General features: G+C 71.4%; 23 protein-coding genes. 10 read left to right on the forward strand and 13 right to left on the reverse strand.

Annotated elements, in window-relative coordinates:
- Positions 1–82 precede the first annotated feature (82 nt).
- The 6 genes from frr (at position 83) to AC0666_RS29510 (ending at position 6,986) form a co-directional block, all read left to right on the forward strand.
- A complete protein-coding gene (gene frr, locus AC0666_RS29485; RefSeq protein WP_356847852.1) occupies positions 83–640 on the forward strand; it encodes a ribosome recycling factor in 558 nt (185 codons plus the stop codon).
- Positions 640–1,713 (forward strand): phosphatidate cytidylyltransferase, encoded by a 1,074-nt coding sequence (locus AC0666_RS29490; RefSeq protein WP_478708670.1) that lies wholly within the window; start codon positions 640–642, stop codon positions 1,711–1,713. The genes frr and AC0666_RS29490 overlap by 1 nt, the downstream gene beginning before the upstream one ends.
- 76 nt (positions 1,714–1,789) lie before the next feature.
- Positions 1,790–2,902, forward strand: a complete 1,113-nt coding sequence (gene rlmN, locus AC0666_RS29495) for a dual-specificity RNA methyltransferase RlmN (protein WP_356847750.1) — start codon at positions 1,790–1,792, stop codon at positions 2,900–2,902.
- A gap of 279 nt (positions 2,903–3,181) precedes the next feature.
- Positions 3,182–4,285, forward strand: coding sequence for a thiamine ABC transporter substrate-binding protein (locus tag AC0666_RS29500; protein ID WP_468963446.1), 1,104 nt, complete (start codon positions 3,182–3,184; stop codon positions 4,283–4,285).
- Between the two features lie 59 nt (positions 4,286–4,344).
- Entirely contained in the window at positions 4,345–5,961 is a 1,617-nt protein-coding gene (locus tag AC0666_RS29505) for an ABC transporter permease (protein WP_468963447.1), read from the forward strand.
- Positions 5,961–6,986 carry an ABC transporter ATP-binding protein gene (locus tag AC0666_RS29510; RefSeq protein ID WP_478708671.1) on the forward strand — a complete coding sequence of 342 codons (1,026 nt, stop codon included), beginning with the start codon at positions 5,961–5,963 and terminating at the stop codon, positions 6,984–6,986. Before AC0666_RS29505 ends, AC0666_RS29510 begins: the two co-directional genes overlap by 1 nt.
- Here AC0666_RS29510 and AC0666_RS29515 read toward each other — a convergent pair.
- From AC0666_RS29515 to AC0666_RS29545, 7 genes are all read right to left on the reverse strand, one after another.
- Positions 6,949–7,866, reverse strand: a complete 918-nt coding sequence (locus tag AC0666_RS29515; protein WP_478708672.1) for a DMT family transporter — start codon at positions 7,864–7,866, stop codon at positions 6,949–6,951. The genes AC0666_RS29510 and AC0666_RS29515 overlap by 38 nt on opposite strands.
- Positions 7,867–7,935: 69 nt before the next feature.
- Entirely contained in the window at positions 7,936–8,838 is a 903-nt protein-coding gene (locus tag AC0666_RS29520) for a DMT family protein (protein WP_478708673.1), read from the reverse strand.
- Between the two features lie 99 nt (positions 8,839–8,937).
- Positions 8,938–10,029: an LOG family protein gene (locus AC0666_RS29525; protein ID WP_468963451.1), complete on the reverse strand. Its 1,092-nt coding sequence runs from the start codon at positions 10,027–10,029 to the stop codon at positions 8,938–8,940.
- Between the two features lie 26 nt (positions 10,030–10,055).
- Positions 10,056–11,129: a hypothetical protein gene (locus AC0666_RS29530; RefSeq protein ID WP_468963452.1), complete on the reverse strand. Its 1,074-nt coding sequence runs from the start codon at positions 11,127–11,129 to the stop codon at positions 10,056–10,058.
- A complete protein-coding gene (locus AC0666_RS29535) occupies positions 11,111–11,917 on the reverse strand; it encodes an ABC transporter ATP-binding protein (protein ID WP_468963453.1) in 807 nt (268 codons plus the stop codon). Before AC0666_RS29535 ends, AC0666_RS29530 begins: the two co-directional genes overlap by 19 nt.
- A 174-nt stretch (positions 11,918–12,091) precedes the next feature.
- Positions 12,092–13,453 carry an aspartate aminotransferase family protein gene (locus AC0666_RS29540; RefSeq protein WP_468581176.1) on the reverse strand — a complete coding sequence of 454 codons (1,362 nt, stop codon included), beginning with the start codon at positions 13,451–13,453 and terminating at the stop codon, positions 12,092–12,094.
- 3 nt (positions 13,454–13,456) lie between these two features.
- Complete coding sequence (locus AC0666_RS29545) at positions 13,457–13,960, reverse strand: Lrp/AsnC family transcriptional regulator (protein WP_030298396.1); 504 nt, start codon at positions 13,958–13,960, stop codon at positions 13,457–13,459.
- A 169-nt stretch (positions 13,961–14,129) separates the two neighbouring features.
- On the opposite strand from AC0666_RS29545, the gene AC0666_RS29550 reads away from it, so the two are divergent.
- From AC0666_RS29550 to AC0666_RS29560, 3 genes are all read left to right on the forward strand, one after another.
- Entirely contained in the window at positions 14,130–15,569 is a 1,440-nt protein-coding gene (locus tag AC0666_RS29550) for a gamma-aminobutyraldehyde dehydrogenase (RefSeq protein ID WP_468963454.1), read from the forward strand.
- A gap of 105 nt (positions 15,570–15,674) precedes the next feature.
- Positions 15,675–16,856 carry an ABC transporter substrate-binding protein gene (locus tag AC0666_RS29555; RefSeq protein ID WP_468963455.1) on the forward strand — a complete coding sequence of 394 codons (1,182 nt, stop codon included), beginning with the start codon at positions 15,675–15,677 and terminating at the stop codon, positions 16,854–16,856.
- Positions 16,857–16,932: 76 nt separating this feature from the next.
- On the forward strand, positions 16,933–17,400 hold the full coding sequence (locus AC0666_RS29560; protein ID WP_468963456.1) for a hypothetical protein: 468 nt from the start codon (positions 16,933–16,935) through the stop codon (positions 17,398–17,400).
- Here AC0666_RS29560 and AC0666_RS29565 read toward each other — a convergent pair.
- The 5 genes from AC0666_RS29565 to AC0666_RS29585 all read right to left on the reverse strand — a co-directional run bounded on the left by AC0666_RS29565 (position 17,369) and on the right by AC0666_RS29585 (position 22,356).
- Positions 17,369–18,604 (reverse strand): serine hydrolase domain-containing protein, encoded by a 1,236-nt coding sequence (locus AC0666_RS29565; protein ID WP_468963457.1) that lies wholly within the window; start codon positions 18,602–18,604, stop codon positions 17,369–17,371. The two genes, AC0666_RS29560 and AC0666_RS29565, sit on opposite strands and share 32 nt — an antisense overlap.
- A 77-nt stretch (positions 18,605–18,681) precedes the next feature.
- Complete coding sequence (locus AC0666_RS29570) at positions 18,682–19,449, reverse strand: response regulator (RefSeq protein WP_468963534.1); 768 nt, start codon at positions 19,447–19,449, stop codon at positions 18,682–18,684.
- Positions 19,446–20,624, reverse strand: coding sequence for a sensor histidine kinase (locus tag AC0666_RS29575; RefSeq protein ID WP_478708674.1), 1,179 nt, complete (start codon positions 20,622–20,624; stop codon positions 19,446–19,448). The genes AC0666_RS29570 and AC0666_RS29575 overlap by 4 nt, the downstream gene beginning before the upstream one ends.
- Positions 20,621–21,310, reverse strand: coding sequence for a glycerophosphodiester phosphodiesterase (locus tag AC0666_RS29580; RefSeq protein WP_468963459.1), 690 nt, complete (start codon positions 21,308–21,310; stop codon positions 20,621–20,623). The genes AC0666_RS29575 and AC0666_RS29580 overlap by 4 nt, the downstream gene beginning before the upstream one ends.
- A 20-nt stretch (positions 21,311–21,330) precedes the next feature.
- Positions 21,331–22,356: an adenosine deaminase gene (locus AC0666_RS29585; RefSeq protein ID WP_468581165.1), complete on the reverse strand. Its 1,026-nt coding sequence runs from the start codon at positions 22,354–22,356 to the stop codon at positions 21,331–21,333.
- 111 nt (positions 22,357–22,467) lie between these two features.
- On the opposite strand from AC0666_RS29585, the gene AC0666_RS29590 reads away from it, so the two are divergent.
- The gene (locus AC0666_RS29590; protein ID WP_478708675.1) at positions 22,468–23,118 is read left to right on the forward strand and encodes a DUF4190 domain-containing protein; all 651 of its coding nucleotides are present in this window, start codon (positions 22,468–22,470) and stop codon (positions 23,116–23,118) included.
- A 118-nt stretch (positions 23,119–23,236) separates the two neighbouring features.
- Here the strand turns inward: AC0666_RS29590 and AC0666_RS29595 are convergent, their stop codons facing one another.
- Positions 23,237–23,788, reverse strand: a complete 552-nt coding sequence (locus AC0666_RS29595; protein WP_468963461.1) for an NADAR family protein — start codon at positions 23,786–23,788, stop codon at positions 23,237–23,239.
- Positions 23,789–23,930: the final 142 nt, after the last annotated feature.

Below are 23,930 nucleotides of genomic sequence, written 5' to 3' on the forward strand. Positions count from 1 at the left end.
GTCCGCCGCCGGGCCCGGCCCTGCGCGGCCGGGCCCGCCCCGCCCGCCTGAACCATCCATTCAAGACATGCAGGAGCACGTGGTGATCGAAGAAATCCTCCTCGAAGCCGAGGAGAAGATGGAGAAGGCCGTCGTCGTCGCCAAGGAAGACTTCGCCGCGATCCGCACCGGTCGTGCGCACCCGGCGATGTTCAACAAGATCGTGGCGGACTACTACGGCGCCATCACCCCCATCAACCAGCTCGCGTCCTTCTCGGTGCCCGAGCCGCGCATGGCCGTGGTCACCCCGTTCGACAAGAGCGCCCTGCGCAACATCGAGCAGGCCATCCGCGACTCCGACCTGGGGGTCAACCCCAGCAACGACGGCAACATCATCCGGGTGACCTTCCCCGAGCTGACGCAGGACCGCCGCAAGGAGTACATCAAGGTCGCGCGGACCAAGGCCGAGGACTCCAAGGTCTCCATCCGCTCCATCCGCCGCAAGGCGAAGGACGCCCTCGACAAGCTCGTCAAGGACAAGGAGTCCGGCGAGGACGAGGTGCGCCGCGCGGAGAAGGAGCTCGACGACACCACCGCGAAGTACGTCGCGCAGGTGGACGAGCTGCTGAAGCACAAGGAAGCCGAGCTCCTCGAAGTCTGATGAACGACTCTCCCTGGGCCACGGAGCCGGTTCCGGCGGGTCCCGCATACGATGCGCTGGTGGGCCAGCACACTCGGCCCATGCCCATCGTTCCCGATGCCGCCGGCCGTGACTTCGACGACCGGGAAGCACGCGACCGGGGGGCCGCCGCCGACGGCGGCCCCCCGTTCCGCGCCGAGACGCCGCCGCAGGAGCCCATGCCCAGCCCCCCGCCTCCGCCTTCGCAGGCACCGCACAGTGACTCCCCGCCGCCGAAGAAGCGGGCGGGGCGGGATCTGCGTGCCGCCATAGGGGTCGGCGTCGGCCTCGGCGCGGTGATCGCCGCTTCGCTGTTCATCGTCAAGGCCGTCTTCGTCGGCGTCATCGTCGTGGCGGTCGTCGTGGGCCTGTGGGAGCTCACCTCCCGGCTCCAGGAGAAGAAGGGCATCAAGGCGCCGCTCGTCCCGCTGGCCATCGGCGGCGCCGCCATGGTCATCGCCGGGTACGTCCGCGGGGCCGAGGGCGCCTGGGTGGCCATGGCCCTGACCGCGCTGGCGGTCCTGGTCTGGCGGATGACGGAGCCGCCGGAGGACTACCTCAAGGACGTCACGGCGGGCGTCTTCGCGGCGTTCTACGTGCCGTTCCTGGCCACCTTCGTCGCGATGCTCCTCACCGCGGAGGACGGCCCGCAGCGGGTGATCACCTTCCTGCTGCTGACCGTGGTCAGCGACACCGGGGCCTACGCGGTGGGCTGGCGCTTCGGCAAGACCAAGCTCGCGCCGCGCATCAGCCCCGGGAAGACCCGCGAGGGTCTGTTCGGCGCGGTGACCTTCGCGATGGCGGCCGGCGCCCTGTGCATGGAGTTCCTGATCGACGGCGGCGCCTGGTGGCAGGGCCTGCTGCTGGGGCTCGCCGTCGCGGTGAGCGCCACCCTCGGCGACCTCGGCGAGTCGATGATCAAGCGGGACCTGGGCATCAAGGACATGGGCACCCTGCTGCCGGGCCACGGAGGCATCATGGACCGGCTCGACTCCCTGCTGCCGACCGCCCCGGTGGTGTGGCTGCTGCTGGCGGCCTTCGTCGGCACCGGCTGAACCCCGGCGGGGCGGTTACCCTTGAAAGGCGCGCTGCTTCTGCGGCGCGCCTTTCGTCTTACGAGGAGTACCTGCCATGGCCCGCCCCGTCCCGGGAGAGCTCACCTTCGTCGCCCCCCGTGGAGCCAAGAAGCCGCCCCGGCATCTCGCCGACCTCACCCCCGAGGAGCGGCGCGAGGCGGTCGCCGCGATCGGTGAGAAGCCGTTCCGGGCCAAGCAGCTCTCGCAGCACTACTTCGCCCGCTACGCGCACGACCCGGCGCAGTGGACGGACATCCCCGCGGGTTCCCGCGAGAAGCTCCAGCAGGAGCTGCTGCCCGAGCTGATGAACGTGGTGCGGCACATCTCGTGCGACGACGACACCACCCGCAAGACCCTGTGGAAGCTGCACGACGGCACGCTCGTCGAGTCGGTGCTGATGCGCTACCCCGACCGGGTCACCATGTGCATCTCCTCGCAGGCCGGCTGCGGTATGAACTGCCCGTTCTGCGCCACCGGCCAGGCCGGCCTGGACCGCAACCTCTCCACCGCGGAGATCGTCCACCAGATCGTCGACGGCATGCGCGCCCTGCGCGACGGGGAGGTCCCCGGTGGCCCGGCCCGGCTGTCGAACATCGTCTTCATGGGCATGGGCGAGCCGCTGGCCAACTACAAGCGGGTCGTCGGCGCCATCCGCCGCCTGACCGACCCGGAGCCCGACGGCCTGGGCCTGTCGCAGCGCGGCATCACCGTCTCCACCGTCGGCCTGGTCCCGGCGATGCTCCGCTTCGCCGACGAGGGCTTCAAGTGCCGCCTCGCGGTCTCGTTGCACGCCCCGGACGACGAGCTGCGCGACACCCTCGTCCCGGTGAACACCCGCTGGAAGGTCCGCGAGGTCCTCGACGCGGCCTGGGAGTACGCCGAGAAGTCGGGCCGCCGGATCTCGATCGAGTACGCCCTCATCCGCGACATCAACGACCAGGCCTGGCGGGGCGACCTGCTCGGCCGGCTGCTCAAGGGCAAGCGCGTCCACGTCAACCTGATCCCGCTGAACCCGACGCCCGGCTCGAAGTGGACGGCCTCCCGTCCCGAGGACGAGAAGGCCTTCGTGGAGGCCATCGCCCGCCACGGCGTGCCGGTGACCGTCCGTGACACCCGCGGTCAGGAGATCGACGGCGCCTGCGGCCAGCTCGCGGCCTCGGAGCGCTGACCGGACCGGAGCTGACCGGAGCCTTGCGTTCCGGCTCCGGTCGCCCGGAATCGGCCACGGGGTACCCTGTGGCCGAACCAATTGCATATTCCGACAGGGGAGCGCCACAGCGCTGAGAGTGCGGTAACCGTCATCCGCAGACCCTCTGAACCTCGCCCCGGTCATTCGGGGTAGGAAGTTCGGTCATCACTCAAGCTGTTGCGCCCTGCCCGGCGTCCGCTCGACAGAGCGCCGGGCAGGGCCGCGTCTTCTCCTGGTCATCCCAGGAGGAATACACCAGTGAGCACCACCAGGAAGATCGCGGGCACCGTGCTCGCGGCCGCGCTCGGCGTCACGGCGCTCAGCGCCTGCGGCAGCGACGCGAAGGACGAGCCGGCGGCCGGCGGCACGAGCAGCGCGCCGAAGTCCAAGACCGTCACCCTCGTCTCGCACGACTCCTTCAACGTGACCGAAGCGGTCCTCAAGGAGTTCGAGCAGCAGAGCGGCTACACCGTGAAGGTCCTGAAGTCGGGGGACGCGGGCGCGGCGCTCAACCAGGAGATCCTGACCAAGGGCTCCCCGCGCGGCGACGTCTTCTTCGGCGTCGACAACACGCTGCTCTCGCGGGCGCTCGACAACGGCATCTTCACCCCGTACGAGGCCAGGGGCCTGGGCGAGGTCAAGCCGGAGTACGTGCTCGACAAGGAGCACCGGGTCACCCCGGTGGACTCCGGCGACATCTGCGTCAATTACGACAAGGCGTACTTCGCCGACAAGAAGATCGCCCCGCCGCAGACGCTGGACGACCTGGTCAAGCCGGAGTACAAGAACCTGCTGGTCACCGAGAACGCGGCGACCTCCTCGCCCGGGCTCGGCTTCCTGCTCGCCTCCGTCGGCAAGTACGGCGAAGACGGCTGGAAGGACTACTGGAGCAAGCTCAAGGCCAACGGCGTCGAGGTCGTCGACGGCTGGGAGCAGGCCTACAACGAGCGCTTCTCGGGCTCCGCGGGCGGCAAGAAGGCCAAGGGCGACCGCCCGCTGGTCGTCTCCTACGCCTCCAGCCCGCCGGTCGAGGTCCTCTACTCCGACCCGCAGCCGGCCGAGGCCCCGACGGGCGTGGCGACCGGCACCTGCTTCCGCCAGGTCGAGTTCGCCGGCCTGCTGAAGGGAGCGAAGAACGAGGAGGGCGGCAAGGCGCTCATCGACTTCCTCGTCGGCAAGAAGTTCCAGGAGGACATGCCGCTCCAGATGTTCGTGAACCCGGTGGTCAAGGACGCGAAGCTGCCGGAGCTGTTCACGAAGCACGGCGTGGTGGTCGAGAAGCCGGAGAACGTCGCTCCGGACACCATCGCCAAGAACCGTGAGCAGTGGGTCAGGACATGGTCCTCGCTGGTCGTGAAGTAGGGCGCGAGAGCGCTCCTGCACAGGAGGGCGTACGCGGTACGGCCGTCAGGCTCGCCCTGATGGCCGTGCCCCTCGTCTTCTTCGGCCTGTTCTTCGCCTATCCCGTGGTCGCGATCGTCGGCCGCGGGATCAAGACCGACGAGGGCTGGCAGTTCGGCCGGATCGGCGAGGTGCTGGCCCGGCCCGACATCGCCGACGTGCTCTGGTTCACCACCTGGCAGGCGCTCGCGTCCACGGCCCTCACGCTGCTGGTCGCGCTCCCCGGCGCGTACGTCTTCGCACGCTTCGAGTTCCCCGGCAAACAGCTGCTGCGGGCGCTGGTCACCGTCCCGTTCGTGCTGCCGACCGTGGTCGTCGGCACGGCCTTCCTGGCGCTGGTCGGGCGGGGCGGGCTGCTGGACGAACTGTGGGGCGTCCGGCTGGACACCACGGTCTGGGCGATCCTGCTCGCCCACGTCTTCTTCAACTACGCCGTCGTCGTCCGGACGGTGGGCGGGCTGTGGGCGCAGCTCGACCCGCGCCAGGAGGAGGCCGCCCGGGTGCTGGGCGCCGGCCGGTTCACGGCCTGGCGGCAGGTGACGCTGCCCGCGCTGGGGCCCGCCGTGGCCGCCGCCGCGCTCATGGTCTTCCTGTTCACCTTCACCTCCTTCGGCGTCGTGCAGATCCTGGGCGGCCCCTCGTACTCCACGCTGGAGGTGGAGGTCTACCGGCAGACGGCGCAGCTGCTGGACCTGCCCACGGCCGCCGTCCTGACGATGGTGCAGTTCGCGGCGGTCGGGGCCGTCCTCGCCGTGCACGCCTGGACCGTGCGCAGACGGGAGACGGCCCTGCGGATGGTGGACCCGGCGCGGACCGCGCACCGCCCCCGCGGCCTGGCGCAGCGGGCGCTGCTGGGCGCCGTGCTGGCGACGGTGGCGCTGCTGATCGTGCTGCCGCTGGGCGTGCTGGTCGAGCGGTCCTTCGACGCGCCCGGCGGGTACGGGACGGGCTTCTACCGGGCGCTGCAGGACGCGAGCGGCGGCACCTTCCTCGTCCCGCCGCTGGAGGCGATCGGGAACTCCCTCCAGTACGCGCTGGCCGCCACCGCCATCGCCGTGCTGATCGGGGGGCTCGCGGCGGCGGCGCTCACCCGGCGCGGAGGCCGGTTCGTGCGCGGGTTCGACGCGCTGCTGATGCTGCCCCTCGGGGTGTCCGCGGTGACGGTGGGCTTCGGGTTCCTGATCACCTTGGACGAGCCGCCGCTCGATCTGCGGACCTCGTGGATCCTGGTGCCGCTCGCGCAGGCGCTGGTGGGGGTGCCGTTCGTCGTACGGACCATGCTGCCCGTGCTGCGTGCCGTGGACGTGCGGCTGCGCGAGGCCGCCGCCGTGCTCGGGGCGTCCCCGCTGCGGGCCTGGCGGGAGGTGGACCTGCCGCTGGTGCGGCGGGCGCTGCTGATCGCGGCCGGGTTCGCCTTCGCGGTCTCGCTGGGGGAGTTCGGGGCGACCGTGTTCATCGCCCGGCCGGACCGTCCGACCCTGCCGGTGGCCGTGGCGCGGCTGCTGGGGCGCGCCGGTGAGCTGAACTACGGGCAGGCGATGGCCCTGAGCACGATTCTGATGCTGGTGTGTGCGGTGTCGCTGCTGGTGCTGGAGCGGCTGCGACCCGACAAGACCTCGACCGCAGGGGAGTTCTGATGACGTTGCTCGAACTGGCCGGGGTCACGGTCCGCTTCGGCGAGCGCGCCGTCGTCGACTCCGTGGACCTCCAGGTCGCCGAGCACGAGACCGTGTGCGTGCTGGGGCCGAGCGGCAGCGGCAAGTCCACGCTGCTGCGGGTCGTCGCCGGGCTCCAGCCGGTATCGGCCGGTCGGGTCCTGCTCGGCGGAACGGACCAGGAGCGGGTGCCGGTGCACCGGCGCGGGGTCGGGCTCATGTTCCAGGACCACCAGTTGTTCCCCCACCGCGACGTCGCCGGGAACGTGGCGTTCGGCCTGCGGATGCGGGGCTCGGCACGCGCCGCCGCATACGGGGACCGGGTCGCCGAGCTGCTGGAGCTGGTCGGCCTGCCCGGAGCCCAGCGCCGGTCGGTGTCCTCGCTGTCGGGCGGTGAGCAGCAGCGGGTCGCCCTGGCACGGGCGCTGGCCCCCTCGCCGCGGCTGCTGATGCTGGACGAACCGCTGGGGCAGCTGGACCGGGGGCTGCGCGAGCGGCTGGTGGTGGAGCTGCGGGAGCTGTTCTCCCGGCTGGGGACCACGGTGCTGGCCGTCACACACGACCAGGGGGAGGCGTTCGCCCTGGCCGACCGGGTGGTGGTGATGCGGGACGGGCGGATCGCCCAGGCGGGGACCCCGCTGGAGGTCTGGCAGCGGCCGGCTTCGGAGTTCGTGGCCCGGTTCCTGGGCTTCGAGAACGTGGTCCCGGCGACGGTGTCGGGCGGCGCCGCGGATACCGCCTGGGGCAAGGTCCCGGTTCCGGCGGGAGCCCCCGAGGGGGAGCGGCGACTTCTGGTCCGCCCGGCCGGGGTCGTCCTCGTCAGCGACGGCCTGCCCTGCGAGGTGCTGTCCCGCACCTTCCGCGGCACCCACGTCGCGCTGCGCCTGCGGCCGGAGTCGGGCCCGGAGCTGGAGGCCGAGTGCGGGCTGGACGGCGCCCCGGCGGTGGGTGAGCGGGTGGCGGTGTCCTTCACCCCGTCCGAGGTGGTCGTCCTCCCGCCGCCGTAGCCGCGGGGGCGGGTCGGCGGCGCAGGGCTCCCAGGTAGACCCCGGCGAGGATCAGCGGGGTTCCCAGCAGCAGCGTGGGCGTGAGCGGTTCGTCGTCCAGCCAGGCCGAGGCCACGATCGTGACGACCGGGACCACCACGAAGGCGTACGCGGCCCGTGAGGCGCCCCAGCGCTGGATCACCAGCAGGTAGCTCACGAACACCAGGATCGAGCCCGCCACCACCAGATAGGCCAGCGACCACCAGGTGGTGGCCCGCTCCGGCAGCACCCAGCGGTCGCCCGCGAGGCGGGAGCCCGCGAACAGGGCGACGGCGCCCGCCGCCATTCCGACGGCGTTCATCGACACCGGATGGACCTTCGGGAGCCGCTCCACCAGGACGGCCGCCTCGGCGAAGCACAGCACGGCGCCGAGCAGGGCCAGGAACGCGGACGGCGGAGCCGAGCCCTGAAGCGGAGCCCGGGAGATCACCGCGACCCCGGCGACGGCGCACAGCGTGCCGAAGAGTGCCACCGCGCGCAGCCGCTCCTGCCCCTGCAGTACGGAGAGCAGCAGGGTGACCAGCGGCACCAGGGCGAGCACCGTCTGGCCCAGCCCCGCGTGGATGTCCTCCAGGGCGTAGTAGGTCAGCGCGAAGGTGAGGCCGAAGTTCAGCAGCCCGAAGAGCACCGCCCCGGCCAGTGCCCTCCCGCGCGGCCACGGGAGGCGCCGCGCGGTCATGACCAGGGCCAGCAGCAGGGCCGCCGCGCCGAACCGCAGGGCGGCGCTCCACAGGGCGTCGAGCTCGCGGACGCAGAGCCGGATGCCGACGGCGTTGCCCCCGGCGAGCACGGAGCCCGCCACGAAGCAGACCGTCGGCACCCGGTCGCGGCGGGAGTCCATGCCCCCACCGTAGGCGGCCCCGCGGGGGCCCGCCGCGCGGCGCCCGCCGACCGGAAAACGGTGAGGGGGCTAGCGGACGGACACCGGCTCGGGCGCCGGGGCGGCCTCGGGGGCTTCGTGGTTCCCGTACCAGGCCACGGCGACGGCCCCGGCCACGGCGAGGACGAAGCCGAGTACGGCCAGCCAGGCGAGGCCCGGCCGGGAGGCGTCGCCCAGCCAGAGGACGCCGATCGCGCCCGGCAGGACGGTCTCGCCGACGACCAGTGCGGCCGTTGCCCCGTTCACCGAGCCGATCTGCAGGGCCACCGTGTGCAGGTACATGCCGCCGACACCGGCCAGCAGGATGGCGTAGAGGGCCGGGTCCGCGAGCAGGGTGCCGAGGTCGAAGGGGTCGATGCCGTCCAGGATCCGGACCCCGACGCCCAGTGCGCCGAATGCCAGGCCCGACAGCAGACCCGCCAGGATGGCGGCCCGGCCGCCCAGCAGCCGCACGGCCACCGTACCGCCCGCGATGATCAGCAGGGTCACGGCGAACAGCCACCAGTGCGTGGCCGCGGGGGCGTGGTGTCCGCCCTCGTGGCCCGCCGCCGTCGCCAGCAGCACCAGCGCCGCGCACACCGTCCCGATCGAGGCCCACTCCTTGCGGGTGAGCCGGATGCCCAGCATCCTGACGCTGAGCACGGCCGTGATCACCAGGTTGGCGCTGATCACCGTCTGGGAGAGGAACAGCGGCAGCAGCCGGGCCGCCAGGGCGCCCAGCCCGAAGCCCACGAAGTCCAAGACGGTGCCGACGATGAACTCCCAGGTCAGCGCGGCCTTCGCGGTGGAGGACAGGTTCGGGCCGCCGTGCGCGGTCATCCCGGCGTCGGCCGGGGTCGCCCGGGCGGCCCTGCGCGAGCCCACGGCTTGCAGGACGGATCCCGTGCCGTAGCAGATGGACGCCGCGACAGCGGTCAGCAGGCCTATGAGCACCGGGGGCTCCGTTCACGTCTGGTAATGCGTTACCTCTGCCAGACGCGAGAACGACGCCGGACGTTGCCTGGAGATGCCGGCGTATTGCCCGCAGGTGCGTCAGCCCATGGCGGCGAGCGCCGCCGGGACCTCGTCCACCGAGTCGACCAGCGCGATCCGCGACTCCATCGCACGGCCGCGCGCCAGCGCCCGGAGCAGGGGCCAGGCGGGCAGGTGCTCGGTCCAGTGCGTCCGTCCGACCAGCACCATCGGGGTCGGCTCGCCGCGCGAGGCGTAGTAGTTCGGCGTCGCGTCGTCGAAGATCTCCTGCACGGTGCCGGCCGCGCCCGGCAGGAAGACCACGCCCGCCGTGGACCGGGCGAGCAGCCCGTCCTCCCGGGTGGCGTTCGCGAAGTACTTGGCGATGTGGCCCGCGAAGGCGTTCGGCGGCTCGTGCCCGTAGAACCAGGTCGGGATCCCCACCGAGTCGCCGCCCGCCGGCCAGCGCTCGCGTACCGCGAACGCCGCCCGCGCCCAGTCGGAGACGGAGGGCGCGAAGGAGGGCGCCTTGGACAGCAGCTCCAGTGCCTCGGGCAGGGCGTCGTCCGGGGCGGGGGCCAGGTACGCGCCGAGGTTGGCCGCCTCCATCGCGCCCGGGCCGCCGCCGGTGGCCACCGTGAGCCCGGAGCGGGACAGCGCCCGGCCCAACTCTGCCGCGCCCCGGTACTCGGCGCCGCCGCGGGCCATGGCGTGGCCGCCCATGACACCGACGACCCGGACGCCGGCGAGGTGCTCGTCGAGGGCGTCGGAGATGGCGTCGTCGTGCACCGAGCGCAGCATCGAGGAGAAGACGTCGCCGTCCGCCTTGGTCTCCTGGAACCAGGCGTACGTCTGGGCGTCCGACGTGGCCTCGTAGCCGGCGGAGAGCCCGGCGAACAGCTCGTCGGCCGTGTAGAGCAGTCCCCGGTACGGGTTGAACGGCAGGTCCGGGACCGGCGGGAAGACCAGGGCGCCGTCCGCACGCACCTTCACCGCGGCGTCGGGCTCCATCGCGCAGCCCAGGAAGACGGCGGCGGAGGTGTCGGCCGACAGCAGGGCGAAGGTGCGCTCCAGCAGGTTGACCGACTGGATCCGGAAGCCGCTGAGCGAGCCGCGGGCCACGACCTGGTCGAATTCGGCGAGCGTCTCGATCTCGATGTCTGCGTTGACCATTCGGCCCACCCTAAGGGCTGGCCGGGTCAGCGGGTCAGCGCCAGCGACGTCAGCTCCGCCACACCCCAGCTGAACGGCACGCACACGGCCAGCAGCGCCGACGCCCGCAACACGGCCGCCGTACGCAGGAGTCCGCCTGCCGTCCCCAGGTCGAGGAGGGCCGCCCGGGTGGCGGCCCGGGCCTCGCGCACGTCCACCGCCGCTGTGAGGAGAGTCGCAGCCGCGCACAGCACCACCAGCGCCGCGGCGGCCCCGGTCAGCGGACCGAGCGGGGCGGGGCCGTCGCCCGCCGCGCGCAGGGCCGAGGCGGTGAGGGCGCCCGCCCCCACCGCGCACAGCACCCCGAGGGGACGGCCGATCCGGGACGCCTCCTCCTGGAGGGCCCGCCCGGCCAGCAGCCGCAGCGCCCCCGGGCGGACGGCCTGGAGGGCGGTCCCGCAGGCGTAGGCCAGACCGGGTCCGGCGAAGGCGAGCCCGACGGCGGTCAGTGCCCAGCCGGCCGCCATGCCGAGACCGCCCGGGCCCGCGTACGCCTCGACGGCGAGCCCGCAGGCGGTGAGGGCGATGCCCCACGGCAGCCCGCTCTGCGGGGGCTGCGGGGTGCGCGGGCGCAGGGCCAGGACGGTGGCGGCCGCAGTGGTCAGGGGGACCAGGGCCAGCAGGGTGAGGGCACCGGCCAGCGGCAGCGGCTGCCCGGCGTGCAGCAGCCGGGCTCCGGCCCCGTCGAAGGGAAGCCCGGCGAGCTCGCCCCGCAGGTGCAGGAAGACGGCCAGGGCCAGGGCGCTGCCGAGCGTCCCGGAGACGGCGGTGGAGACGGCCGCGACGAGGGTGAGCCGTACGGGTCCCAGTCCGACGGCGTCCATGCCCTCCCGGGGCCGCGTGGCCGGGTCGGCCTTGGCGACGGCGACCGCGAACTGCACGGTGACGGCGAGCGGCACCAGGGCCCACACCAGCCGCGGGAACGATCCGGCGGGCCGGTCGACGGCTTCGGCGAGCACGTACAGCAGCAGGAAGCCGACACCGGCGCAGGCGCCCGCCACCAGCAGCCTGCGCAGCTGGACGAGCGGGCGGGAGCCGCGGGCTAGGCGGAGAGCGAGCACGCGGCCTGGCCCTCCGAGGTGTCGTCGGGCGGGCCGCCGAGGCCCGTGAGGGCGCTGACGGCGGCCGCAGTCCCCGCGGAGCGTCCGTCGAGGAGGGCGATGCGGCGGTCGGCGACGGCCGCGGTCTCCTCGTCGTGGGTGGCCAGCAGGACGGTGATGTCGTGGGAGCGGGCCGCGGTGGTGAGCGTACGCAGCAGCAGGGCGCGCTCGGCCCGGTGCAGCGGGGCGGTCGGCTCGTCGGCGAAGACCACCGCCGGCTCGTTGACCAGGGCCCGGGCGAGGGCGACCCTCTGGGACTCGGCGCGGGTGAGCGCGCCGGGGCGCCTGCGGGCCAGACCACTGATGTCCAGGCGGTCCAGCCAGGCGCAGGCGGCGCGTTTGGCGGTGCGGTGCGAGGCCCCGGTCAGCAGCAGGGGCAGGGCCGCGTTCTCCCACACGGTGAGCTCCGGCAGCAGCCGGGGCTCGGGGCCGATCCATCCGAAGCGGTCGCGGCGCAGCCGTTCGCGGGCCAGGGCCCCCATGGTGTGGATGGGCACGCTGTTGAACCAGACCTCGCCCTGCTCGGGCACCAGCTGCCCTGTCAGACACCTCAGCAAGGTCGTCTTCCCGCTGCCGCGCGGACCGGTCAGGGCCAGGATCTCGCCCTGGCGGACGCCGACCGAGACCCCGATGAGGCCCGGAGAACCTCCCCCAGACTTCGTCCGGGGGGACCCTCTGTGGGAGTAGTGAACGGACCGGGCCCAGAGGACGTCGTTGTCCGGTGGGGCGTTGTCCGGTGGAGCCACCATGGCGTACACCTCCGTCCGGGGGAACGAAGCGGAGCCCGCTGAAGTCACTGGGGCCGCACTGAGATGTAAAGAGACAAACGTCCCGGAGGCGGACGGCGCGCGGCCCGGACCCCTCGTTCTCACCTGAACGGAGGATCCGGGCCACGTGGTGGGGCGATTGCAGCGGCGGACGCTTTAGAGCTTGGTCCACGCCTCGGTGAGCACCGAGCGCAGGATGCCTTCGATCTCGTCGAAGGTGCCCTGGTCCGCGATCAGCGGCGGGGCCAGCTGGATGACCGGGTCGCCTCGGTCGTCGGCCCGGCAGTACAGGCCGTTGTCGAAGAGCGCCTTGGACAGGAAGCCGTAGAGCACGCGCTCGGTCTCCTCGTCCGTGAAGGACTCCTTGGTGACCTTGTCCTTGACGAGCTCGATGCCGTAGAAGAAGCCGTTGCCGCGGACGTCGCCGACGATCGGCAGGTCGTGCAGCTTCTGCAGCGTCTTGAAGAAGGCGTCCTCGTTGTCCAGCACGTGCTGGTTGAGGCCTTCCTTGTCGAAGATGTCGAGGTTGGCGATCGCCACCGCGGAGGACACCGGGTGTCCGCCGAAGGTGTAGCCGTGCAGGAAGGTGTTGTCGCCCTTGTAGAACGGCTCGGCGATGCGGTCCGAGACGATGCAGGCACCGATCGGGGAATAGCCCGAGGTCATGCCCTTGGCGCAGGTGATCATGTCCGGGACGTAGCCGAACTTGTCACAGGCGAACATCGTGCCGAGGCGGCCGAAGGCGCAGATCGTCTCGTCGGAGACGAGGAGCACGTCGTACTCGTCGCAGATCTCGCGGACCCGCTGGAAGTACCCGGGCGGCGGCGGGAAGCAGCCGCCGGCGTTCTGCACCGGCTCCAGGAAGACGGCGGCGACGGTGTCGGCGCCCTCGAAGAGGATCTGCTGCTCGATCTGGTCGGCGCACCAGCGGCCGAAGGCCTCGGGGTCGTCGCCGTGGATCGGGGCGCGGTAGATGTTGGTGTTCGGCACCTTGTGCGCGCCGGGGACCAGCGGCTCGAAGGGGGCCTTCAGAGCCGGCAGGCCGGTGATGGACAGGGCACCCTGCGGGGTGCCGTGGTAGGCGACCGCCCGCGAGATGACCTTGTACTTGGTGTGCTTGCCCTGCAGCTTGAAGTACTGCTTGGCGAGCTTCCACGCGGTCTCCACGGCCTCGCCGCCGCCGGTGGTGAAGAAGACCTTGTTCAGGTCACCGGGGGCGTAGTCGGCGAGGCGCTCGGCCAGCTCGACGGCCTTGGGGTGCGCGTACGACCACACGGGGAAGAACGCGAGCTCCTGGGCCTGCTTGTAGGCGACCTCGGCCAGTTCCTTACGGCCGTGACCTGCGTTGACCACGAACAGTCCGGCGAGACCGTCCAGGTAGCGCTTGCCCTTGTCGTCGAAGATGTAGGTGCCCTCGCCCCGCACGATGGTGGGGACGGGGGAGTTCTCGTACGACGACATGCGGGTGAAGTGCATCCACAGGTGGTCGTACGCGGTCTTGGAGAGGTCCTGGCTCACGGGCTATCGAGTTCCCCACATGTAGGTCTGCTTCTTCAGCTTCAGGTAAACGAAGCTTTCGGTGGATCGCACGCCGGGGAGCGCGCGGATCTTCTTGTTGATCGTCTCCAGCAGGTGGTCGTCGTCCTCGCAGACGATCTCCACCATCAGGTCGAACGAGCCCGCGGTCATGACCACGTACTCGCATTCGGCCATCTGGGTCAGTGCGTCGGCCACCGGATCGAGGTCTCCCTCGACGTTGATGCCGACCATGGCCTGGCGTCGCAGGCCCACGGTGAGCGGGTCGGTGACGGCGACGATCTGCATGACGCCCTGGTCGAGCAGCTTCTGCACGCGCTGGCGCACTGCTGCTTCCGACAGGCCCACGGCCTTGCCGATCGCCGCGTAGGGACGGCGCCCGTCCTCCTGCAGTTGCTCGATGATCGCCAGGGACACAGCATCGACCGAAGGGGACGGTTGTCTGTTCCTGGAATCTGCGCTTCGACTGACCACGACTTCACTGTGCACGAGGAGTCGTCTGTTCCGCAAGACGGAATCGATGAAATCCGTTGTCTGGACATGTGGATCTCACTGATTTCGTAGTTCGTGGCGTCTGGCCCTGTCGAAAGCGTCCGCCGAGAGGCTAGGCTTGGGATTCGTCTCAATCGTTGGACATGTGATCAGGAGTGTGGCTGTAGTGACCACCGAACTGCGTCGTCTGCGCAACTACATCGGCGGAGAGTTCAAGGACGCCGCCGACGGGCGGACCACCGAGGTGGTCAACCCCGCCACCGGCGAGGTGTACGCCACCGCCCCGCTCTCCGGCCAGGCAGACGTCGACGCCGCCATGGCGGCGGCAGCGGCGGCCTTCCCGGGCTGGCGCGACACCACCCCGGCCGAGCGGCAGAAGGCCCTGCTGAAGATCGCGGACGCCTTCGAGGCGCGCGCGGACGAGCTCGTGGCCGCCGAGTCGGAGAACACGGGCAAGCCGCTGGGCCTGACGGCCAGCGAGGAGCTGCCCCCGATGGTGGACCAGATCCGCTTCTTCGCCGGTGCGGCCCGCCTCCTGGAGGGCCGCTCGGCCGGCGAGTACATGGACGGGATGACCTCGATCATCCGCCGTGAGCCGGTCGGCGTATGCGCCCAGGTGGCGCCGTGGAACTACCCGATGATGATGGCCGTGTGGAAGTTCGCCCCCGCCATCGCCGCGGGCAACACCGTGGTGCTCAAGCCCTCGGACACCACCCCGGCCTCCACCGTCCTGATGGCGGAGATCATCGACTCGATCCTGCCCAAGGGCGTCTTCAACGTCATCTGCGGTGACCGCGAGACCGGCAAGGCCATGGTCGAGCACCGCACCCCGGCGATGGCCTCCATCACCGGCTCCGTGCGCGCGGGCATGCAGGTCGCCGAGAGCGCCTCGAAGGACGTCAAGCGCGTCCACCTGGAGCTCGGCGGCAAGGCCCCCGTCGTGGTCTTCGAGGACGCCGACATCGCCAAGGCCGTCGAGGACATCGCGGTTGCGGGCTACTTCAACGCCGGCCAGGACTGCACCGCCGCAACCCGCGTGCTCGTGCACGAGTCCATCCACGACGAGTTCGTCTCCGCGCTCGCCAAGGCCGCCGCGGACACCAAGACGGGCCAGCCGGACGACGAGGACGTGCTGTACGGCCCGCTGAACAACCCGAACCAGCTCAAGCAGGTCGCGGGCTTCATCGAGCGCCTCCCCGCGCACGCCAAGGTCGAGGCGGGCGGCCACCAGGTCGGCGAGAAGGGCTACTTCTACGCCCCGACCGTGGTCTCCGGCCTGAAGCAGGACGACGAGATCATCCAGAACGAGGTCTTCGGCCCCGTCATCACCGTCCAGTCCTTCGCCGACGAGGCCCAGGCCCTGGAGTACGCGAACGGCGTCGAGTTCGCCCTCGCCTCCTCCGTGTGGACCAAGGACCACGGCCGCGCGATGCGCATGTCCAAGAACCTCGACTTCGGCTGCGTGTGGATCAACACCCACATTCCGCTCGTCGCCGAGATGCCCCACGGCGGCTTCAAGAAGTCCGGCTACGGCAAGGACCTCTCCGCCTACGGCTTCGAGGACTACACCCGCATCAAGCACGTGATGACCTCGCTCGACGGCTGATCCCCCTCCCGGGCGGCCGCACCGGGCGCCCGAGGATCTTGAAGGGGCGGGCAGTAGACACTGTGTCTGTTGCCCGTCCCTTCGTGTGTACCCGAGGCTCTCCCCATGCCTGAACTCGCCTTTTCCCGCCGCGCGGTGCTGCGCGGCCTCGGTGTCGCGGGCCTGACGGCCGCATCCCTCACCGGCTGCGGTGTGCCCGCCGCCTATGTCCCCGAGGGCCGACGGGGAGGGCCGGACCGCTCCGACCGGGAGCGGAGCGTCTCCTTCTCCAACTGGCCGCTCTACATCGACACCGACGAGGAGGACGAGCAGCGCCGCCCGACGCTGGCCGCCTTCACGGAACGCACCGGGATCGAGGTCCGGTACACCGAGGAGATCAACGACAACGACGAGTTCTTCGGCAAGGTCAGCCCGGCGCTGATGAACCACCAGGACACCGGCCACGACCTGGTGGTGGTCAGCGACTGGATGGCCGCCCGCTTCGTGCACCTCGGCTGGGCGCAGAAGATGGACCGTGCGGCACAGCCGAACGTGGCCGAGCACCTCGACCCGCAGCTGCGCGCGCCCGCCTTCGACGAGGGCCGCGTGCACACCGTGCCCTGGCAGTCCGGGATCACCGGGATCGCCTACAACCGCAAGGCCCTGGGCCGGGAGATCAAGTCGGTGGGCGACCTGTGGCATCCGGACCTGGCCGGCAAGGTCACGCTGTTCTCCGGTCTCGACGAGTCCTTCGCCCTGCTGATGCAGGGCAACGGCGTGGACGTCACCCGGTGGACCGAGTCCGACTTCCACAAGATGTGCGACCAGGTGGAGCGCATGGTGAAGAAGAAGCACATCCGCCGCTTCACCGGCAACGACTACACCTCCGATCTGAGCAAGGGTGACGTGCTGGCCTGCCAGGCCTACTCCGGTGACGCCGTCCAGCTCCAGGCCGACAACCCCGACATAGAGTTCGTCGTTCCCGAGGAGGGCGGCGAGCTGTGGGCGGAGAGTCTGCTCGTCCCCAACCTCGCCCGGCACAAGGCCAATGCCGAGGCTCTGATCGACCACTACTACGCCCCGGAGGTGGCCGCGGAGCTCGCCGCCTCCGTCAACTACGTCTGCCCGGTGCCGGCCGCCCGCGAGATCCTGGCCGCCTCCGCCGACAAGAAGACCGCCGAACTGGCCGAGAACCCCCTGATCTTCCCCGACGAGGAGATGCGCAGGCGCCTCGCGGTGGCCCGGGACATCTCCTCGGCCGAACGCCGCTCCCTCGCCGCGCGCTGGAACGCCCTCGTCGGGGTGTGACCACCACCATGCCACGGATCTGAACATGTTCAGGATTTTGGCTGAACGCGTTCAGAAATGGGCGTAGGCTCCTTCCATGAGCGAGAGAAGCGCCCTCGAACGGCGGATCCGTGCCTGGCTGGTCCTCTTCACCGTCTGCCTGGCCCTCAGCGGGCTCACGGCCTTCCCTCTCGTCAGTGAGCTGCACTGGGCCAACTCCCTGCTGTCGAACGAGTGGCTGCGGCGCGTGGGAGCCGGCCTCGACCAGGCCGATGCGGACTACCCCTTCCTCCTCTACGGAACCGACTGGCTCGCCTTCGCCCACCTCGTGATCGCGGTGTTCTTCTACGGAGTCCACCGCGACCCCGTCCGCAACATCTGGATCGTCGAAGCCGGCATGATCGCCTGCGTCGGGGTGATCCCGCTGGCCCTGATCTGCGGCCCGATCCGCGGCATCCCCTTCGGCTGGAGCCTGATCGACATGTCGTTCGGCGTGTTCGGAATCCTCCCCCTGCTGGTCCTGCGCCGCATGATCAAGCGCCTTGAGGCCATGCCTGTTTCGTGAAGGCGGCCATCACGATGTCGAACGCCACCTTGTTCATCTCCTGGCCCTTGGCATCCGTGGAGTTCACCGAGTAGACCAGCGTGCGGGAGAGGTCGCGCGTCCCGCCGATCACCGTGCTGTAGCCGTACCGCGAGCCCGTCTTGCCGTACGTCACCGTGCCGTCGGTCAGCACGAGCCGCTTCAGACCCGCCGTCTGCACCGCGTCCTCCCCGCTCTCGAAGTCCTTCACCGCGGGCACCGTGAACATCTCCTCCAGCTGCGCCTTCGGCACCAGCCGGCCCGAGAACAGCGCCACGGTGAACTTCTCCAGATCCGCCGTGGTCGATATCAGGTCCCCCGCGGCCCAGTTGGACCAGGAATTCCACTCGGTGACATCGACCAGCGAGGCGGGGCCGCCGGACTGTCCCACCGCTTGGTAGCCGTGGTTGTACGGGCCCGGTATGCGGTTCTGCGCCGGGGACGGGAACGAGGTGTGGTGCAGGCCCAGCGGTTCGAGGATCCGGGCGGACACGGCCTTCTCGTACGTGGTCCCCGTCAGCTTCTCGATCAGCACGCCCAGGACCGTGTAGTCGATGTTGAGGTAGTGCTGCTTCTCGCCCGGCCGGAACTCCGGCCCCTTGGCCACCGCATCGGCGATCAGCGTGTGCGGGTCGACCATGTCGAAGCGGTGGGCGTACTGCGCCTCGAACGAGTCCCCCGGGCCGTCGGCCGGCCGGATCCCGCTCGTGTAGTTCAGCAACTGCCGGACGGAGACGGGCTGGAAGCCGCCCGGGCCCGGCGGCAGCAGCCCCGGCAGGTACCGCTGCACCGGCTGGTCGAGGTCGACCTTCCCCTCGGCGGCCAACTGGAGGACCACCGCCGCCGTGAACGTCTTGGTCACCGAACCCGCCCGGAACCGGGCCTGTGCCGACGCCGCCCGTCCCGTGCGGATGTCGGCGACCCCGGAACTGCCCTGCCAGCTCCCGCTCGTACCCCCCACCCGGACCAGCGCCGCCGTGGCGTCCTCGCTGCCCGCTCCGGCGCCGGCGAGCGCCTTCCGCAGCGCGGCCGCGTCCGGCGGCGACCGGAACACCGGCGGCGCGGCTCCGGCGGACACCGGGACGGGCGGCGCGGCGGACGCCGGCGCGGCACGGGCGACGGCCGGACCGGCCGCTACACCCAGCACCAGAGCGGTGGCGATCAGCGTGCGCATCCTGACCTTCATGATCCCCCCTGTGGGCCATCCGGAGCCCCTGCGGCCCCCGATGACTCAATGCTGCAGGTCACAGCCCCAGCCGCGGATCACCAGCGAGAGGGATCTTCACCAGTACGACAACTCACCGGCGCGAGGGATCCGACCGCCCCCACCTCACTCCCCAGAGGGAGATACCTCCGGGCCACCACCGCCCCCGCCGCTATCAGGCCCGTCTCGTACGCGCAGATCACCGCCTGGATCCGGTCCCGCAGCCCCAGCTTCGCCAGCACGTTCCCCACGTGCGACTTCACCGTGTGCTCGCTGACCACCAGCGCCGCCGCGATCTCCGCGTTCGACAACCCCCGCCCCAGGTGCAGCAGCGTCTCCCGCTCCCGTGCAGTCAGCACCTCCAGCCGCTGCGCCGACAGCCCCGCCGCCGCGGCCGGCCGCGCCGTCACCGCCGTGTACTCCTCGATGAGCCGCCGGGCCACCGAAGGCGCCAGCAGCGAATCGCCCGCCGCCACCACCCGTACCGCATGGACCAGATCGTCCCGCCGCACGTCCTTCAGCAGGAACCCGCTCGCCCCCGCGTGCAGCGCCTCGTACACGTACGCGTCCGAGTCGAAGGTCGTCAGCATCACCGTCCGGCAGGCGGTCCCCGCCGTGATCGTCCGGCACGCCTCGATCCCGTCCAGCACCGGCATCCGGATGTCCAGCAGCGCCACGTCCGGAGCCAGCTCCCGCACCGCCGCCACCGCCGCGGCGCCGTCGCCCGCCTCCGCGACGACCTCGATGTCGTCCTGCGCGTCCAGGATCATCGCGAACCCGCTGCGCACCAGCTCCTGGTCGTCCGCCACCACCACACGGATCGTCAACACCCCACCTCCTCCGGCGAGGTTACAAGCGCGAGCTCCACCTGGAAGCCGCGCCCGTCCGGCCCCGGACCGCAGACCGCCCTGCCGCCGTGCGCCGCCGCCCGCTCCCGGATCCCGACCAGACCGTGCCCGCCGCAGAGACCTCCGGCACCCGGGCCTCCCCGCCCGTCGTCCGCCACCGTCAGCCTCAACTCCCGCGGCCCGTACTCCAGCCGCACGGATACCCGCGATGCCCGGGCGTGCTTCACCACGTTCGTCAGCGCTTCCTGCACCACCCGGTGCACCGTCGCCTCCAGCGCCGCCGGCAGCCCGCGCACCGCCCCCGTCCGCTCGTACACCACCTCCAGTCCGCTGCCCCGGACCCGCTCCAGCAGTCCCGGCAGCTCCGCGATGCCGGGCTGCGGCGCGCGCGGGGCCGCCGCCTCCTCGGTGCGCAGCACCCCCAGCATCGTGCGCAGCTGTGCCATCGCGTCCCGCCCGGTCTCGGCGATCGCGTCGAAGGCGGCCTCCGCCCGCTCGGGGGCCCGCCGAACCGCCACCGGACCGGCCTCCGCCTGCACGATCATGATGCTGACCGCGTGCGAGAGGACATCGTGCATCTCCCGGGCGATCCTGGCCCGTTCGCGCGCCGCGGCCTGCTCCGCCTCGATCCGGTTCGCCCGCTCCAGCTGGGCCGCCCGGTCCTCCACCGCCGCCGTGTACGCCAGCCGCGTGGCCTGCAGCCGCCCGAGCACGGCGGCCGCCCCGAACACGAACAGCGCGAACAGCAGCTCCTTGGCGGTCTGGGTGTGGAGGGCGACCGAACCGAAGATGACCACGGTCACCACCCCGGCCATGACGCGGCGCACCCGCGCCGTGCACAGCAGTGCGATCGTGTAGACGGCGATCAGCGCGGCGTACGGCAGCGGCTGCCCCGGACCGTCCAGGGACAGCCGGTAGAGCGAGCCCGCCGCGATCACCGCGAAGGCCACTGCCACCGGCGCCCGCCGCCGCCACACCAGCGGCACGTTCATCAGCGTCGTCAGCAGGTACGCCGCCCAGGTGGCCGGGGACTCGCGCGGATCGCGCGGCACGACGAACGGGATCGTCGTCGCGCCCTGCACCAGCAGCGTCAGCCCCAGGTCCTGCCAGCGCGGATCGGCGCGCCGGATCCGTTCCCCGAGGGCGCGTATCACCGGCCGAGCTCGGCCCGTACGGCGGACAGCGCGTCGATGCGGTTCGTGGTCACGGAGTCCGCCCCGGCCTCGATGACCGTACGCATCGACCGCTTCGTGTCCGCCGTCCAGGCCGACACCAGCAGGCCGTCCCGGTGGAGGGCGTCCGTCAGTTCCCGACTGACCAGCCCGAAGCGGTAGTTGAGCCACCGCGGAGCCACCGCGTCGATCAGCACCCGGCGCGGCGGGGACAGCGTGGTCCAGGTCAGCGCGATCTCCGCACCCGGATCGGCGGCGCGTACGGCCAGCATGCTGACCGGGCCCGCACAGTAGTACGTGCGCTCGCGGGCCCCGCACTCGCGGACCTGCCCGACGACCGTCCGCACGGACTCGTACGTCGCGCCCGGCAGGTCGATCAGCACCCGCCCCTCGCCGGCCACCGCCAAGGCCTCGCGCAGGGTCGGGACCCCACCCTGCGTCAACTCCTTGAGCTGCGGGGCCGTGACGGTGTCGAGGCGCACGTCATGGCCCCACAGCCGCTGGAGCGTGTCGTCGTGGAGGAGCACGGCCTCGCCGTCGCGGGTCAGCCGTACGTCGATCTCGACCGCGTCCGCTCCGCGGGCGAAGGCCGAGCGGATCGAGTTCAGGGTGTTCTCGCGGACACGGTAGGGATCACCGCGGTGGGCGACGGCAGTCAGGGTGCGCATGGGCCCATTCTGCGCAGGCGTCAGCGCGCCGACCAGGCAGCGGTGTACGTGTCGATCTCCTCCTTGATCCTGGCCTTTCCGGCCTCGTCCAGGAAGGAGGCTTCGACCGCGTTCTTCGCCAGCTGCGCGAGGCCGCGCTCGTCGAGGTCGAGGAGCCGGGCGGCGACCGCGTACTCGTTGTTGAGGTCGGAGCCGAACATCGGCGGGTCGTCGCTGTTGATGGTGACGAGCACGCCCGCCTGCACCATCTCCTTGACGGGGTGTCGGTCCAGGTCGGTCACCGCGCGGGTCGCGATGTTCGAGGTGGGGCAGACCTCCAGCGCGATGCGGTGCTCGGCGAGGTACGCGAGGAGAGCGGGGTCCTGGACGGCACTCGTACCGTGGCCGATGCGCTCGGCGCCGAGCTCGCGGATGGCGTCCCAGATCGTCTCCGGGCCGGTGGTCTCGCCGGCGTGCGGCACGCTGTGCAGGCCCGCGGCCCGGGCGGCGTCGAAGTACGGCTTGAACTGCGGCCGCGGGACCCCGATCTCGGGGCCGCCGAGGCCGAAGGAGACCAGGCCGTCGGGGCGCAGGTCCACGGCGAGGCGGGCGGTTTCGGCGGCGGCTTCCAGTCCTGCCTCGCCGGGGATGTCGAAGCACCAGCGCAGGATGACGCCGAGCTCGGCCTCGGCGGCCTTGCGGGCGTCCTCGATGGCCTCCATGAAGGCGTTCTCGTCGATGCCGCGACGGGTGGACGAGTAGGGGGTGATGGTCAGCTCGGCGTAGCGGATGTTCTGCCGGGCCATGTCGCGGGCGACTTCGAAGGTGAGCGTGCGGACGTCGTCGGGGGTGCGGACCAGGTCCACGACGGACAGGTACACCTCGATGAAGTGCGCGAAGTCGGTGAAGGTGAAGTAGTCCGCGAGCGCCTCGGGGTCGGTGGGGACCTTCGAGTCGGGGTGGCGGGCGGCCAGTTCGGCCACGATGCGCGGGGAGGCCGAGCCGACGTGGTGGACGTGGAGTTCCGCCTTGGGCAGCCCCGCGATGAAGGGGGTCAGGTCGGACATGGGGAAGCCTCCGGAAGGGCGCGCGGTGCGGACAGATCGGGCTTCATCGTAGGCAGCCCCGGGATTGTCCCAGGCAGCGCATAGCATGGCCGTACGAGAAGGGGGAGCCGCATGACCGACCAGAGCCCCGAGGCGAGGGATCCGTGGGCGCCGCCGGAGCGGCCGGCGGCGCAGCCGGGGAGGCCGCAGGCCGCCCCGGGTACGCCGGGCCCGCCGAGCGTGCACGACCAGGCCACGATCGCGGGGATGCCCGGCGCCGAAATGCCGCCCGGAGCGATACCCGCGCCCGCGCCGATATCCGCGCCGGCTTCGGCGCAGCAGCCGCCCACGTACGGATACCCGGCCCAGCCGGACCCCGCGGGCTACGCGTATCCGGGGCCGCCGCCGGCCCCGCAGGGCTACGTCGGGTATCCGGGCTATCCGGGATACCCGGGCTATCCCTACCCGCAGCAGAAGAGCAACGGGTTCGGGATCACCGCCCTTGTCCTCGGCATCATCGGCGTGGTCACCTGCTACCTGGGTCTCCTGTTCGGCGTCCCGGCGGTCATCTTCGGCGTCCTGGGCCGCGGCAAGGCCCGGCGCGGCGAAGCCGACAACGAGGGCATGGCCCTGGCCGGCATCATCCTCGGCGCGGTCGGCATCTTCGTCAGCATCCTGATGATCGTGCTCGTGATCGCCGGTGTCCTGCTCAGTGACTCCTCGGGAAGCGGCTTCGACCACGACAGCCCGTACGGGAACTCCAGGGTCCGCGAGCGGATCTGAGCCGAGGGCGCCCCGGCCCCGCGTACTGCCGCCCTGCGCGCCGCGCCGGGTCGGGGTCTTCCCGCCCGCCCGCGGCCGGAGGCACCCAGGCGCCCGGCCCGGGCCGGGCGCCAAGGATCTACGACGCTGCCCGCAGCCGGTCCCTGGCCTCCATCAGGGCGAAGCCCAGCAGGTTCAGGCCGCGCCAGCGGGCCGGGTCCAGGGCGCGCTCGTCGTCGGCCGCCAGCCCGATCCCCCAGATGCGGTCCAGCGGGCTGGCCTCCACGAGCACCCGGTTCCCGGTGGACAGCAGGTAGGAGCGCAGCGCCGGCGTCGAGCCGAACTTGTGCACGCTGCCCTCCACCACCAGGGCGAACCGCTCACGCTCCCAGACCGTCTCGTCGAAGCCGCGCACCAGCCGCCCGGCCTTCTTGGCCTCGGCCGGACTCGCGGCCCCCACGGCGGCCCGCTCGGCCTGAGCATCCCCGAACAGCCGTGCCTTGCCGGCCATCATCCAGTGCTCGGCCGTGTCATAACGGACATCACCCACAGTGAAGGGCGAGGGCCACCACTGGCTCATACAGCTCGGCCCCAGTGTCCCGTCCGGCCGCGGACGGTGCCCCCAGAACGGCAGGTACTTCACCCGCTCACCGCGGCTGACCTGCTCGATCAACTTGTCGATCATCTCCATGCACGCGAGTCTTGCAGTCGCCACGGACACTTCGTACGGGTTTTGAGGTGTCCCTCGACACATGGTCGACCGATTCCGTCGCGTAATCAAAAGGCAACAACGGAATCACTTGGCGGTGGGGAACACCTCTGCCAGGATCGGC

It is taken from the genome of Streptomyces sp. NPDC043680, assembly GCF_056436685.1.

Coding starts and splice junctions, on each gene's coding strand:
- AC0666_RS29490 (WP_478708670.1), top strand. CDS start 640: ATGAACGACTCTCCCTGGGCCACGGAGCCGGTTCCGGCGGGTCCCGCA.
- rlmN (WP_356847750.1), top strand. CDS start 1,790: ATGGCCCGCCCCGTCCCGGGAGAGCTCACCTTCGTCGCCCCCCGTGGA.
- AC0666_RS29505 (WP_468963447.1), top strand. CDS start 4,345: ATGGCCGTGCCCCTCGTCTTCTTCGGCCTGTTCTTCGCCTATCCCGTG.
- AC0666_RS29510 (WP_478708671.1), top strand. CDS start 5,961: ATGACGTTGCTCGAACTGGCCGGGGTCACGGTCCGCTTCGGCGAGCGC.
- AC0666_RS29515 (WP_478708672.1), bottom strand. CDS start 7,866: ATGGACTCCCGCCGCGACCGGGTGCCGACGGTCTGCTTCGTGGCGGGC.
- AC0666_RS29525 (WP_468963451.1), bottom strand. CDS start 10,029: ATGGTCAACGCAGACATCGAGATCGAGACGCTCGCCGAATTCGACCAG.
- AC0666_RS29535 (WP_468963453.1), bottom strand. CDS start 11,917: ATGGTGGCTCCACCGGACAACGCCCCACCGGACAACGACGTCCTCTGG.
- AC0666_RS29555 (WP_468963455.1), top strand. CDS start 15,675: ATGCCTGAACTCGCCTTTTCCCGCCGCGCGGTGCTGCGCGGCCTCGGT.
- AC0666_RS29560 (WP_468963456.1), top strand. CDS start 16,933: ATGAGCGAGAGAAGCGCCCTCGAACGGCGGATCCGTGCCTGGCTGGTC.
- AC0666_RS29565 (WP_468963457.1), bottom strand. CDS start 18,604: ATGAAGGTCAGGATGCGCACGCTGATCGCCACCGCTCTGGTGCTGGGT.
- AC0666_RS29580 (WP_468963459.1), bottom strand. CDS start 21,310: ATGCGCACCCTGACTGCCGTCGCCCACCGCGGTGATCCCTACCGTGTC.
- AC0666_RS29585 (WP_468581165.1), bottom strand. CDS start 22,356: ATGTCCGACCTGACCCCCTTCATCGCGGGGCTGCCCAAGGCGGAACTC.
- AC0666_RS29590 (WP_478708675.1), top strand. CDS start 22,468: ATGACCGACCAGAGCCCCGAGGCGAGGGATCCGTGGGCGCCGCCGGAG.
- AC0666_RS29595 (WP_468963461.1), bottom strand. CDS start 23,788: ATGGAGATGATCGACAAGTTGATCGAGCAGGTCAGCCGCGGTGAGCGG.